The following is a 13,140-nucleotide window of genomic DNA, read 5'->3' as shown; positions in this document are numbered from 1 at the left end:
AACGTTGCTAAGGAGCGAAACATGAGAGATGTACCGGGTTTACCGTCCCGCAGAAGCTTTTTGAAAGCATCGGCGGCAACAGCCGCTCTGGCTGGCATTGCCGTGCCAGCCAAGGCTGAAACAGCGCCGCCGCCACCACCATTGGACGATTATCAACCGGACTGTCTCAAGCCCACTGAGTGGGCCTTTGTCATGGCAGCCGTAGCCAGATTGATCCCGTCGGAAGGCGATGGCCCCGGCGCACTCGAAGCCCGTGTTCCCGTCTTCATCGACCGGCAGTTGGCTGGCGACTTCGGCGCAGCCTCCGACTGGTATATGGAAGGCCCCTTTGAGGCCGACGCGAGCCCATTGCGCGGCTGGCAGACACCGCTGACGCCGCTGGAAATCTACCAGCAGGCCATCCCGTTTTTCGACCAATGGTGCCAGACCAATCACGGCAAGCCCTTCGCTGAACTGGATGCCGAGACCCAGGATAAAGCCCTGACCTCGTTGCAGAAAGACGAGATCGGCCTGAAGCCTGAATTGCGCGATTTCTTCTCGATCCTGCTACAGAACACCAAGGAAGGCTATTTCGCCGATCCGATGTATGGCGGCAACCAGGGCATGGAAGCCTGGAAATATATCGGCTTTCCGGGCGCGCGCGGCAACTACAAGGAATGGGTCGACAAATACAACGTGCCTTACCCGCTGGGTCCGGTATCGATTTCCGGGGAAAGGGGCTGATCCATGGCACGGACTGAAAAGAAGAAAGACGTCGTCATCGTCGGGCTCGGCTGGACAGGCTCGATCCTCGGCATGGAACTGGCACAGGAAGGCCTGGACATTGTGGCGCTCGAGCGCGGCCATGATCAGAACACCGTTCCGGACTTCCAGTATCCGAACATGATGGATGAGCTGAAATACGGCGTGCGCTACGGCCTGATGCAAAAGCCCAGCAAATCCACCCTCACCATTCGTCGCAGCACCGACGAGACCGCCCTGCCATACCGCAGCCTCGGCTCGTTCCTTCCCGGCAACGGCGTCGGCGGAGCAGGCACCCACTGGAACGGACTGACCTGGCGTCCCCAGCTGTCAGAATATCGTCTGCGTTCCCATGTCGAAGAAAACTTCGGCGCAGACATCATTCCGGAAGATATGCATCTTCAGGATTATCCGGTCACATACGAAGAGCTCGAACCCTTCTTCGACCGCTTTGAGCGTGTAGCCGGAATTTCCGGCAATGCCGGCAATCTCAACGGCAAGACGGTCGAAGGCGGCAACCCGTTCGAAGCCCCCCGTTCGCAAGATTATCCGATGCCAGCCATGCCGGTCACCTGGGATGGCGTGAAATTTGGCGAGGCTGCGAAGTCCCTGGGCTACCATCCCTTCCAGAGTCCCGGCGGCATTGCCTCCAAGGCCTATGTCAACGAATACGGCATGCAGATGGGCCCTTGCAATTTCTGCGGCTTCTGTGAGCGCTTCGGTTGCTACAACTATTCCAAGTCCTCGCCGCAGACGGCCATCCTGGATGCGCTGAAGCGCATGCCGAATTTCGAATACCGCGTGAATTCTGAAGTGCTGAAGATCGAAATGGCAGCCGACGGCAAGACCGCAACCGGCGTGACCTATTTCGACGAGAAGGCCGGCGAAGAAGTGTTCCAACCGGCGGATCTTGTCATCCTGGCCGCCTATCAGCTGCACAACGTCCATCTCATGCTGCTCTCGGGCATCGGACAGGCTTATGACCCGAACACCGGCGAAGGTGTCACGGGCCGCAACTACGCCTACCAGATGAATGGCGGTTATTCGCTGTTCTTCAAGGACGAATCCTTCAACCCGTTCGTCGGCACCGGTGCCAATGGAATGTCCGTGAATGATTTCGGTCTGGATAGCATCGACTTTGGCCGCGAGGGCTTCATCGGCGGCGCCTATTGGCGCGCCGGCCAGCCCAATGGTCAGCCAATCCGCTCCATGCGCCTTCCGCCCGGTACGCCGTCCTGGGGCGCAGGATGGAAAGAATCGATCGGCGAATGGTACGGCCATTCCATGTCGATCGGCTCGCACGGTTCGCATATGTCCTATCGCGGCAACTATCTCGACCTCGATCCGACCTACACGGATCGCCATGGCCGTCCGCTGATGCGCATGACCTTCAACTGGAATGCCAATGACATCCGCCAGACGCAGTTCATGAAGGAGAAGATGGAGCCGATCGTAAAGGCCATGAATCCCGACATCTCGTCCGCCAGCTTCAAGAAGGAAGGCGCGATGTACGACGTGCGTCCTTACCAGACGACCCATAATGTCGGCGGATCGGTCATGGGCGATGATCCCAAGACCTCGGCGGTCAACCGCTATCTGCAGGCCTGGGACAAGCACAATATCTTCGTCATGGGTGCAGGCGCCTTCCCGCAGAACACCCAGTACAACCCGACCGGCATGGTGGGCGGCCTCGCTTACTGGGCAGCGCACGCCATCCGCACCAACTACCTGCGCAACCCGCGTCCGCTGGTCTGAGGAGAACCGCTATGAAAACATTGATTCGCGTTCTTCTGGGGCTCGTCGTCATCGGCGTTGTCGCGCTCGCAGCGTTCATCTTCGTTCCCGTTCAAAAGACCGGTCCGGTGACGCAGCTTGCCGGCGACTTCAAGCCGGCCGAAGGTGCCGGCGAATACATGATGCGGGCATCGGACTGCATGGCCTGTCATACCGCGGAGGGCGGCAAGCCCTTCGCCGGTGGTCGCCCGATCGAAAGCCCGATGGGCACCATCTGGTCCACCAACATTACTCCGGACAAGGAAACCGGCATCGGCGAATACACGCTCGATGACTTCCGCGCAGTCCTTTATGACGGCATCAGCAAGAATGGTACGCATCTCTATCCGGCCATGCCGTATGAGAACTATCGCAAGCTGAAGGAAGAGGACGTCGTTGCCCTCTACCAGTATTTCATGAATGACGTTGATGCGGTCTCCAACAAGGTTCAACCCACCGAACTGGCATTTCCGTTCAACATGCGCTTCGGCATACGAGCCTGGAACTGGGTCGCCCTTGGCAAGGCAGGTTTCGATCCGAATGAGAAAGACAGTGATGCCTTCAATCGTGGCGCCTATCTCGTCGAAGGTGCCGGCCACTGTGCCGCCTGCCACAGCCCGCGCAACCTGATCATGGCGCAAAGCGGTCATGATGAGACCAGCCCGGAATTCCTGACCGGTGGCGAAGTCGACGGTTTCTCCGTTCCGGACCTTCGCGGCCCGCACAGTGCACCGCAGAAGTGGGACACCGAACAGCTGGCGGCCTATCTTTCGACCGGTCGCAACGCCCATTCCACCGCGACCGGTGAAATGATGCTGGCTGTACGCGACTCGCTTCAATACATGACGCATGAGGACAATCTGGCCATTGCCACATACCTCAAGACGATCAGTGGCGGCGACAAGAAGGCGGACACCGCCGAGACCAAGGCTGAGGTCACCGAGACGGAAAAGATGCTGACGGAAGCCAAGGCGGACATGCCACTCGGCCCCCGTCTCTATCTGGACAACTGTAACGGTTGCCACTTCGTCAACGGCAAGGGCGCGCCCGAGATCTTCCCGGAACTGGATGGCAATTCGCTGGTAACGGCAAAGCTGCCAAAGGGGCTGCTGGACGTGATTTTCCACGGCGCGGAACTTCCCTCCACCAAGGATCGTCCGATGAAGGTCCGCATGCAGGGCTATGCAGATCGTCTGTCTGACGAGGAAGCGGCGACGCTTGCCACCTTCCTGCGTCAGGCCTGGCACAATGACGCGCCGGCGGTAACGGCGGCAGATGCGAAGGCTGCCCGCGACGCTGGCCATTGATGACACCGGTCCGCATCGGGCCGGTTCGTCGACTGAATTGAAAAACCCCGCCGCGCATTGCACGGCGGGGTTTTTCATCTCTACGAAGAAATGGATCGCCTATCGGCCAAGATCGATGGTCAGAGCTTGACCCAGGCGCCATTCTGCTTCGACGATTGAACGCAAGCGCCAACAAAGGCAACGCCCTTCACCCCATCGTCCACCGTTGGGAAATGCACGGCCGGATCGAGGGCAGAACCCGACTTGGCCGCATTGATTGCCGCCGCCGCTTCGGTATAGATCGTTGCAAAGGCTTCCAGATAACCTTCAGGGTGCCCGCCCGGAATACGGCTGACACGGCCTGCGGCAGCACCCGCTCCCGCGCCGTTGCGGGTGATCAGGCGCTTCTGTTCGCCAAACGGTGTGAACCACAGATAGTTGGGGTTCTCCTGCTCCCATTCGAGCCCACCCTTGGTGCCGTAGATGCGCAGTTTCAGTGCGTTTTCATTGCCCGGCGCCACCTGACTGCACCAGAGCATGCCTTTGGCACCGCCAGTGAAGCGCATCATGACATGGCCGTTATCGTCCACGCGACGTCCCTCGACGAAACTGTCGAGATCGGCAGCAAGGCTTTCAAGCGTCAGGCCCGATACGAAGCTTGCAAGGTTATAGGCATGGGTGCCGATATCGCCGGTTGCCCCGCCGGCGCCCGACTGGTTGGGATCGGTGCGCCACACGGCTTGCTTGGCGCCGGTCTGTTCCACCGCCTCGGTTAGCCAGTCCTGCACATATTCGACGTTCACGAGCCTGAGCGTGCCGAGATCGCCATTGGCAACCATGTCCCGGGCCTGCCGGATCATCGGATAACCCGTATAGTTATGCGTCAGCACAAAAAGCGCCTTGGAGCCGTCGGCCGCAGCCTTGAGCTTCTTTGCGTCTTCCAGATTGGATGTGAGCGGCTTGTCGCAGATCACATGAATGCCCCGCTCCAGAAATGCCTTGGCCGCTGGATAGTGCACATGATTGGGCGTCACAATCGACACCGCCTCGATCCCGTCAGGTCGCGCGGCTTCCTTCTCGGCCATCTCCTCGAAAGACCCGTAGCAACGCTCCGGGTCAAGACCGAGATCCTTCCCCGATGCCTTCGATTTGTCAGCCGTGGACGACAGTGCGCCCGCCACCAGTTCAAAGTGATCGTCGAGCCGGGACGCCATGCGGTGCACGCCGCCAATAAACGCCCCCTGCCCGCCACCAACCATGCCGAGCCTGATGCGTGGGGCTCGCGTGCCTTCGTCCTTGCCTTCGATTGCCATAGATTTTCTCCCTGAAATGTCGTTCGAAACAAGCTCCCCTCCAGTCCGGCAGCCATCTTCCCCACAAGGGGGAGATACTACGCCGCATCCCTTGGCCGGAATGGCATATCGGCGGGGCCGTCGGGTCAAACCCTCCCCCTTGTGGGGAGGGTGAGGAGGGGTGTTGTTGTTCGTCTACAGCCCCAGCATCCGTCGGTTGGCTGCATCGTCGGTTCCGCTCGAGGCAAAATCGTCGAATGCCTTTTCCGTCACACGGATGATGTGGTGGCGAACGAAGTCGGCGCCTTCGCGAGCACCGTCTTCGGGATGCTTCAGCGCGCATTCCCATTCGACCACGGCCCAGCCGTCGAAGTCATTGGCCGCCATCTTGGAGAAGACCGCGCCAAAATCGACCTGACCGTCACCGAGCGACCGGAAACGCCCGGCGCGCTCCACCCAGCCCTGATACCCGCCATAGACGCCCTGGCGACCGGTCGGATTGAACTCCGCGTCCTTGACGTGGAACATCCGGATACGGTCCTTGTAGATGTCGATATTGTCGAGATAGTCGAGGCACTGCAGCACATAGTGCGAGGGATCGTAGAGCATGTTGGCGCGCGGATGGTTCTTGACCCGCTCCAGGAACATCTCGAACGTCACGCCGTCATGCAGATCCTCACCCGGATGGATTTCATAACAGACATCGACGCCCTGCTCGTCGGCATAATCGAGAATCGGCGCCCAACGTTTGGCCAGCTCGTCGAATGCGGTTTCGACCAGACCGGCGGGACGCTGCGGCCATGGATAGATATAGGGCCAGGCCAGCGCACCGGAGAAGGTGGCATGCGCCTTGATGCCCATATTGCGAGAGGCTTTGAGCGCCATCTTGACCTGCTCGACCGCCCATTCCTGACGCGCCTTCGGATTGCCGCGCACTTCCGGTGCCGCAAAGCCGTCAAAGGCTTCGTCATAGGCGGGATGCACGGCAACCAACTGGCCTTGGAGATGGGTCGAAAGTTCCGTTACGTCGACGCCGTTATCCTTGGCAACACCGGTAAATTCATCGCAATAATCTTTGGATTCGGCAGCTTTTTTCAGGTCGATCAGCTGGCTTGCCCAGGTCGGCACCTGTACGCCGAGATAGCCTTTTTCCGCTGCCCATTTGGTAATGCCGTCCCATGTGTTGAATGGTGCCGCATCGCCCGCAAACTGCCCCAGAAAAAGAGCCGGACCTTTAATCGTTTTCATGAAACTCCTCCCAATAGCTGCAACGTTTCCGTTAACGTTTACAACATTGCATCATGGTGACAACAGGGCAAGTCGACCCCGAAAGGCCTGCCCGGAGATCGGGCAGGAGAGTGGCGAACGGATGAGTGAAATCAGAAGGGCGAATCCGGGAAATAGTAGTTCTCGGCATTGTCCTTGGTGATCAGCGTTGCATCCAGCGTATAGGTGCCGTGAACCGGAACCTGATCGTAGATAGCAGCCGCTGTCAGTTCCATGGCCGTACCCACCATTGCCGGCGGATAAAGAACGTCGACCGGGATCATCTTGTCGCCATCCATGACCTTCTTGATCATGTCCTTGGAACCGGCACCGGCCACCACATATTGGATGTCGGAGCGGCCAGCCTGTTCGATGGCCTGAAGCACGCCAACGGCCATGTCGTCATCCTGACACCACACAACGTCGATCTTGTCGTACTTGGTCAGATAGTCCTGCATGACCTTGAACGCATCGTCGCGGTTCCAGTTGCCGAACTGGCGATCGAGGATCTCGACATTGGAACCCTTGATGCCTTCATCGAAGCCGTCCTGGCGCTGCTGATCGATCGGGATCGGCAGACCGCGGATGACGACGACCTTCGCGTCCGGTGTCTTCTCGGCAATATATTCACCGGCAACGCGACCGAGCGCCGGGTTGTTACCGGCAACGTAGAGATCTCGCACGGAATTGTCGTTGACCGACGGTGCGCGGTCGACGATCGAGACGAATGTGCCCTTGCTCTTCACTTCCTTGATGGCATTGACGAGCGGGTCCGGATCGGTCGGCAGGATCACCAGCGCGTCGATACCCTGGATTTCCAGATCCTGAAGCGCATTGGCCTGCGTGGCCGGATCGGGCGATGTCTTGACGATGACGTTAAGGCCCGGATGTTCCTTCATCAAAAGCTCGGCCACGCGATTGGCGTGGTAGACGACGCCAGCCGTCCAGCCATGGTCAGCAGCCGGAATGGAAACGCCGATGGTCTTGGTATCTGCGGCATAGGCCGTGCCGATCATCGCCGTCATGGCGACCGCGAGGCCCAAAAGGTTCTTCTTCATGTTCTCCTCCCAGAGTGTCGTCGGGGTCTGCGGTTTGAAAACCGGGCCACCCCACCAAGCCCGGTCAAGTCACGATTTGCGCGTCAGCGAGCGCTGGACGAGCATCGCGATGATGATGATCGCGCCCTGAATGGCACCGATCAGATATTCGCTGATGAAGTTGGACAGCAGCATGATATTGCCGACCAGTTCGAGAATGAACGCGCCGCAAATGGTGCCCCACACGCGACCGACACCGCCTTTCAGCGCCGTACCGCCAATCACCACAGCCGTGATCGCCTGCAATTCCCAGAGGATACCGGTGGTCGCGGAGGTGGAGCCGAGACGTGGCACGTAGAGCAGCACGGCGATGGCCACGCAGACGCCCTGAATGATGAAGGCGATGGTGCGCACCTTGTCGACGCCGATACCGGAATAGCGGGCGACATCCCGGCTGGACCCAACGGCCACGACATGCCGGCCATAGCGCGTGCGATAGAGAATAAAGGCTGCAACGGCGCTAACCGCCAGAATGACGACAATCGGCACCGGCAGTCCCAGGATCGAACCGAAATAGGCCGGTCGGTACATGTCCTGCAGTTCGGGCGAACGCAGGGTGATGGCGCCGCCCTGGCTGAGCCACGTCGTCAATCCGCGGTAGATCCCCATGGTGCCAAGCGTGGCGATAAAGGGTTCGATCCGCCCGACGGTCGTGATCAGACCGTTGGCCAGGCCGCAAAGTCCACCGATGACGATGGCAAGCGCCATGGCTGCAAAGAGCATAAGGGCGGGGTCGGCGATCACGGCGGAATTCATGAACAGGATCATCAGACTGGCGACAAAGGCCACCATCGAACCAACCGACAGGTCGAGATCGCCCGACGAAATGACGAAGGTAGCGCCGACCGCGATAATGGCGATGAAAGCGCTGCGTGTTGCCACATTGGCGAGATTGTTGATCCCGATGAAGTTCGGATTGACCAGAGCCCCCACGATCAAGAGCAGAGCCAGCGCCGCAAATGGCGCAACCGCACGCAGATCGATATTCCGGCGTCCTTTTCGAACCTCCACGCTAGATCCGCCCTCTTCACTTGCCGACATTGTCACCCTCTTCCTCCCTGACCGGCGCATTCAGCATGCCGGCACCTTGTCTTTTTAAGCGTTCGAACTTGACCCGCTTAGCTCGCCAGCTGTCTCTTCAGACCTGCAGCATAGCGCATGATCACCTGTTCGGAGACTTCCTCGCCTTCCAGCATGCCGACGATCCGGCCCTCACGCATCACCGCGACGCGGGTACAAAGACCGATGATCTCCTGCATTTCAGAGGATACCACGATGATGGAACGTCCCTCGCGCGCAAGCGCTGCGATGAAATGGTAGATCTGCTGTTTGGTGCCCACGTCGATGCCACGTGTCGGTTCATCGATGATGATGACATCCGGCTCGGTTTCCATGATTTTCGCCAGCATCAGTTTTTGCTGGTTACCGCCCGACATGCGCCCGGCAATAATGCTGTCATCGCGCACGCGGATATCGAAGCGACGGCGTGCACGCGCCAGAGCTTGGGCCTCGCTTTGCGGATTGAGATAGCCATGGCGCACATGCCGGTCGAGCGATTGCAGCGTCAGATTGACTGCCATGCCCTCACCCAGCAACAGTCCCCGGCCCTTGCGGTCCTTGGTCATATAGGAGAGACCGCGCGCCTTGGCCGAGCGGAAATCGCCAGACTGGAGATTGGCACCCTTCAGGTCGATTTCGCCGGCATGCCAGGGCCTGAGGCCTGCAATGGCCTCCATCAGCTCGGAGCGTCCTGATCCGACAAGACCGGAGAAGCCAAGAACCTCGCCCTTGCGCAGATCGAAACTGGCATCGCGTACATATCCGGTGGTGAGACCCCGCACAGACAGGGTCACCTCTTCATCCACATCCGGCTCGTGCTTGGCGGGATAGAGGCTGGAGAGTTCGCGACCAACCATCAGCTGCGCCATCGACTCGCCGTCGAGGATCGCGGTCGGCGCCGTCTTGATCCACTGACCATCACGCAGGATCGTCACCCGGTCGGTCAGCTCCAGCACCTCATCCAGCTTGTGGGAGATGAAAACGAAACTGGTTCCCCTTGCGCTCAGTTTACGCACCTGGTCGAAAAGGACATCGGTTTCTTCGCGCGAGAGCACAGCCGTTGGCTCGTCCATGAACACGACGCGAGCATCGCGACTGATGGCCTTGGCAATTTCAACCATCTGCTTGTCGGCGACAGCCAGCGAGGAAATCGGCGCGTCCTCGTCGATATGGGACCCAAGCTGATCGAGAATGCGACGGGTCTCTTCGCGCATGAATTTGCGGTCGAGCATGCCAAAGCGCGACACCTCTCGACCAAGGAACAGGCTTTCGGTTACACTTAGGTGTTCGGCAAGGTTGAATTCCTGATGAATGAGCACGATGCCCATATTCTCGGCCCGACCATTGGACGGCAGCGTGACTGGCTGACCGTCGAGCAGAATCTGTCCGGAACTTGCCTGTTCGAAACCGGCGAGGATTTTCGACAGCGTCGATTTGCCGGCACCGTTCTCGCCAATGAGCGCATGAATTTCACCCGGCAGCACATCGAAATCGACGCTGAAAAGCACCTGCACTTCACCGAAGGTTTTGGAAATGCGCTCGGCCGCAAGCACAGGCGTGCGCGCCTCGCCAATCTGGCTGTCCATGATATCCTCCCGCGGCTCCTCAACCGCTCCTGACGACTTATGTAAACCTTTACATGACCTATGTAAAGGTTTACATCATGCATCATTCTGGGGATTGTTGGCGTTTAGACAGCTTTTCCGCTGGCAACTCCCGCTATAAGGTCGTCTGAACTTCCAGAGGCATATGGGGATAACGCCGTCCGTGTCGAATTCCACGACAGCAACCATCGAGGACGTCGCGCGTATGGCAGAGGTGTCGATCGCAACGGTCAGCCGTGCCATCCACACGCCCGACAAGGTGGCAAAGTCGACACGCCAGCGCGTCAACCAGGCAATCGCCATCACAGGCTACACCACCAATGCCATGGCTCGCTCCCTGCGCATGGGCCGCTCCAACATGATTCTCGTGCTGGCCCCCGACATAGGCGACCCGAACTTTTCCAATATTCTCGTGGGGCTGGAAAACGAAGCGCGCGCCCATGGCTATGGAGTGCTGATCGGCCACACGCAGAACGACCCAGAACGCGGACTGGAATATCTGAAATTCTTGAGTTCCGGTCAGGCCTCCGGAATGGTGCTGTTCACCGGCCACGAACCCTTTGGCCATCAGGCGCTGGGTCAGAACCTGCCCCCATCGGTCGCCGTGTTCGAACCCGTCTTTGGCAGCAAGATTTCCTATGTGGGCGTAGATGACGTGGCGGGCGGACGCAAGGCTGCCGAACACCTGCTGTCTGCCGGCCATCGCGCCATCGCCTTTATCGGCGACAACCGCACGCGCCTCGGACAGGCCCGCCGCCGGCAGGGTTATGACATGGCGCTCGATGCGGCCCGCATCGCGCAGGACAAGCGCATGGTGATCGAGGGTGACGGCACCACTGAAAGCGGCAGACTGGCAGTCGAGCAGCTTTTCATGCGCGACACGCTCCCAACCGCCTTCATGTGCGTCAACGATGCCACCGCCGTCGGCGTCATGAACGGGCTTGCCGCACGCGGATATGATCTGCCCAATGACTTCTCCATCATCGGTTTTGACGACGTGCCCCAGGCCACCTACCTCAACCCGGCCCTTACCACCATTCGACAGCCCCGAACCGCCATCGGAAAACAGGCGATGGCGCTTCTCCTGCAATCGCTCGCAACGCCGTTGAGCGCACCGAAGGAAGTGCTGATCATGCCGGATCTGGTCGTCAGAGGCTCTGTGACAAGCCCCACCAGAAAACAACGATAGAGAGCCTCCCATGCGTCTTGGACGGATCACACTTTACGTGCGCGACGTCGAGACCTCGGCTGAATTCTATCAACGCCATTTCGGCTTCAGCGTCTTGAGACTGGAAGGTGACCGAATTGTCGAACTGGTCTCAACTGACGGTGGTGCGAATTTACTGCTGCACAAGGCTGGCAAAGCACAGAAAATGGGTCAGGTTCTGGTGAAACTGATCTTCGATGTCGAGGATGTCGAGAAGGCCAGCGCCGAATGCGCCGCCAATGGCCTGATCTTCGGTCCGCGACATCCAGCAGACGGTTACGTCTTCGCCAACGCCAAGGACCCCGACGGCAACCCGATTGCGCTGTCCAGCAGAGCTTTCGTCAGGCGTTGATTGACGCCTCGTAGCTGCATTCCCGATGCTTCTCCACCGATGCACGAGAAATCATTATGTTTCCCGCGTCAGACAAAGGCGCATTGCGGCGGATTGCATTTTGAAATACGGCAGCGTGACAACCGCTTGTCCGGCGCCTGTGCACCGCACATCCGACGGCCTTCAGCCTCAGGGCTTGAAGGACAAGGCCGATAGAGAAGAGAACCGAGCTTGGACGACACGATTTCGAAATCGCGCATTGCAAAACGCCATGTCCTGCATTTTCCAGGCTTCGAGCCACTGGATGCGACCCAACATCGCGAGCGTTACACCCACACGGTTGCCAAAGCGGCTGAACTCTGGGACTTCGAAACAAACGTTGCGCCGATCGAAATGGATAACGGCATTGCCCGCTTCACCGTCGACAGCCGCGGACAGGGCTGGCACACGGCAAGCCATATCCACATCTTCGACCATGACTGGCTGGTGGAAAAGCTTGCAAACAGATCGCTTTTCGGCCGCTTTGTCCATGGCTACAAAAGCGCTGCGCGCGTTGTCATGGACGGCGGTGCCGCAGGCTATATGAAGCATGGATGGCGCTTTGGCCTGTTCTTCGTCTTTCCGTTTCTGATTGTCGCCCTCGCACTCGCCGCAAGCCTGGCCATCGCCACCTATCCATTCTGGTTTGAGCTGCCCCTGTGGCACTTTCCAATCGGCCTCGTGCTCGCATGGCTATTCTTCATGAAACTCTTTCTGCCCTGGTCGGAAAAATACCATGTGCTGCATCTCTTTTCCGATTGGGAAATGGCCGTCGCAGTTGCAGCCCTTGACCGTGCCGACGTCCGCGACTGGCTGGAGCGATGTGCCGCCCATGCAAAATCGGTCTTCGAGGACGATGCCGACGAGTATCTGGTGAGTTCCCACAGCATGGGCTCGAGCGCCGCTGTTCATGCCATCGGCATGCTGTTGGAACGCGACCCGCATCTTCTGGACGGCAAGCGCGTGGTCTTTGCCACACTCGGCGGAGCCATTTTGCAATGCGCACTGCTCAAATCTGCAAAGCTGTTGCGTGCCCGCGCCGGCATGATTGCCCACGCGGCCTCCATCAAATGGTTCGAGGTGCAGTGCCTGACGGATGCCGTCAACTTTTATAAATCCCGCACAGCATCCATTCTTGGCCACGCAGATGCCCCGCAGCCTGTCATCCGCCTTATCCGCATCAAGAACATGCTGACGCCCGAACGCTATCGCCGCATCAAATGGGACATGCTGCGCGTTCATCGCCAATACGTGCTGGCCTCCGACAAGCAGACGACCTTCGATTTCTCGCTGATGACTGCTGGCCCCCTGCCAGCCATCCAGTTCGCATCACCTCCCCGCGAGGGTCTGCCGGAGTTGGCGGCTAAAGGCCTTTGAAGCATCGGTTGTCTGCGGGCCGAAGGTCGCTCGGGCGTGCAGCAGTATTTAACGATCATCTCGGCACG

General features: G+C 59.1%; 11 protein-coding genes. 6 read left to right on the top strand and 5 right to left on the bottom strand.

Going from position 1 to position 13,140, the window contains the following annotated elements:
- Window positions 1–21 precede the first annotated feature (21 nt).
- From ACQQ2Q_RS14375 to ACQQ2Q_RS14365, 3 genes are read left to right on the top strand one after another with little or no spacing between them, the layout of a single operon-like run.
- Window positions 22–723 carry a gluconate 2-dehydrogenase subunit 3 family protein gene (locus tag ACQQ2Q_RS14375; protein ID WP_428187784.1) on the top strand — a complete coding sequence of 234 codons (702 nt, stop codon included), beginning with the start codon at window positions 22–24 and terminating at the stop codon, window positions 721–723.
- Between the two features lie 3 nt (window positions 724–726).
- Window positions 727–2,496, top strand: a complete 1,770-nt coding sequence (locus tag ACQQ2Q_RS14370) for a GMC family oxidoreductase (RefSeq protein WP_428187783.1) — start codon at window positions 727–729, stop codon at window positions 2,494–2,496.
- An 11-nt stretch (window positions 2,497–2,507) separates the two neighbouring features.
- A complete protein-coding gene (locus ACQQ2Q_RS14365; protein WP_428187782.1) occupies window positions 2,508–3,821 on the top strand; it encodes a c-type cytochrome in 1,314 nt (437 codons plus the stop codon).
- A gap of 119 nt (window positions 3,822–3,940) precedes the next feature.
- On the opposite strand, the gene ACQQ2Q_RS14360 is transcribed toward ACQQ2Q_RS14365, so the two are convergent.
- From ACQQ2Q_RS14360 to ACQQ2Q_RS14340, 5 genes are all read right to left on the bottom strand, one after another.
- On the bottom strand, window positions 3,941–5,113 hold the full coding sequence (locus tag ACQQ2Q_RS14360; protein WP_428187781.1) for a Gfo/Idh/MocA family protein: 1,173 nt from the start codon (window positions 5,111–5,113) through the stop codon (window positions 3,941–3,943).
- 174 nt (window positions 5,114–5,287) lie between these two features.
- Window positions 5,288–6,340 carry a sugar phosphate isomerase/epimerase family protein gene (locus ACQQ2Q_RS14355; RefSeq protein ID WP_428187780.1) on the bottom strand — a complete coding sequence of 351 codons (1,053 nt, stop codon included), beginning with the start codon at window positions 6,338–6,340 and terminating at the stop codon, window positions 5,288–5,290.
- A gap of 131 nt (window positions 6,341–6,471) precedes the next feature.
- A complete protein-coding gene (locus ACQQ2Q_RS14350; protein WP_428187779.1) occupies window positions 6,472–7,416 on the bottom strand; it encodes a substrate-binding domain-containing protein in 945 nt (314 codons plus the stop codon).
- 69 nt (window positions 7,417–7,485) lie between these two features.
- The gene (locus ACQQ2Q_RS14345; RefSeq protein ID WP_428187778.1) at window positions 7,486–8,496 is read right to left on the bottom strand and encodes an ABC transporter permease; all 1,011 of its coding nucleotides are present in this window, start codon (window positions 8,494–8,496) and stop codon (window positions 7,486–7,488) included.
- A gap of 77 nt (window positions 8,497–8,573) precedes the next feature.
- The gene (locus ACQQ2Q_RS14340; RefSeq protein ID WP_428187777.1) at window positions 8,574–10,100 is read right to left on the bottom strand and encodes a sugar ABC transporter ATP-binding protein; all 1,527 of its coding nucleotides are present in this window, start codon (window positions 10,098–10,100) and stop codon (window positions 8,574–8,576) included.
- 181 nt (window positions 10,101–10,281) lie between these two features.
- Between ACQQ2Q_RS14340 and ACQQ2Q_RS14335 the strand changes: the two genes are divergently transcribed.
- The 3 genes from ACQQ2Q_RS14335 (at window position 10,282) to ACQQ2Q_RS14325 (ending at window position 13,072) form a co-directional block, all read left to right on the top strand.
- The gene (locus ACQQ2Q_RS14335) at window positions 10,282–11,307 is read left to right on the top strand and encodes a LacI family DNA-binding transcriptional regulator (RefSeq protein WP_428187776.1); all 1,026 of its coding nucleotides are present in this window, start codon (window positions 10,282–10,284) and stop codon (window positions 11,305–11,307) included.
- A gap of 10 nt (window positions 11,308–11,317) precedes the next feature.
- Window positions 11,318–11,677 (top strand): VOC family protein, encoded by a 360-nt coding sequence (locus ACQQ2Q_RS14330; protein ID WP_428187775.1) that lies wholly within the window; start codon window positions 11,318–11,320, stop codon window positions 11,675–11,677.
- Window positions 11,678–11,887: 210 nt separating this feature from the next.
- Entirely contained in the window at window positions 11,888–13,072 is a 1,185-nt protein-coding gene (locus ACQQ2Q_RS14325; protein ID WP_428187774.1) for a hypothetical protein, read from the top strand.
- Window positions 13,073–13,140: the final 68 nt, after the last annotated feature.

The sequence above is a fragment of the Agrobacterium sp. ES01 genome, from assembly GCF_050320885.1.
Taxonomy (GTDB): Bacteria; Pseudomonadota; Alphaproteobacteria; order Rhizobiales; family Rhizobiaceae; genus Allorhizobium.
This window is presented reverse-complemented; position numbering and strand designations above follow the sequence as displayed.

Coding starts and splice junctions, on each gene's coding strand:
- ACQQ2Q_RS14370 (WP_428187783.1), top strand. CDS start 727: ATGGCACGGACTGAAAAGAAGAAAGACGTCGTCATCGTCGGGCTCGGC.
- ACQQ2Q_RS14345 (WP_428187778.1), bottom strand. CDS start 8,496: ATGTCGGCAAGTGAAGAGGGCGGATCTAGCGTGGAGGTTCGAAAAGGA.
- ACQQ2Q_RS14330 (WP_428187775.1), top strand. CDS start 11,318: ATGCGTCTTGGACGGATCACACTTTACGTGCGCGACGTCGAGACCTCG.
- ACQQ2Q_RS14360 (WP_428187781.1), bottom strand. CDS start 5,113: ATGGCAATCGAAGGCAAGGACGAAGGCACGCGAGCCCCACGCATCAGG.
- ACQQ2Q_RS14340 (WP_428187777.1), bottom strand. CDS start 10,100: ATGGACAGCCAGATTGGCGAGGCGCGCACGCCTGTGCTTGCGGCCGAG.
- ACQQ2Q_RS14375 (WP_428187784.1), top strand. CDS start 22: ATGAGAGATGTACCGGGTTTACCGTCCCGCAGAAGCTTTTTGAAAGCA.
- ACQQ2Q_RS14365 (WP_428187782.1), top strand. CDS start 2,508: ATGAAAACATTGATTCGCGTTCTTCTGGGGCTCGTCGTCATCGGCGTT.
- ACQQ2Q_RS14350 (WP_428187779.1), bottom strand. CDS start 7,416: ATGAAGAAGAACCTTTTGGGCCTCGCGGTCGCCATGACGGCGATGATC.
- ACQQ2Q_RS14355 (WP_428187780.1), bottom strand. CDS start 6,340: ATGAAAACGATTAAAGGTCCGGCTCTTTTTCTGGGGCAGTTTGCGGGC.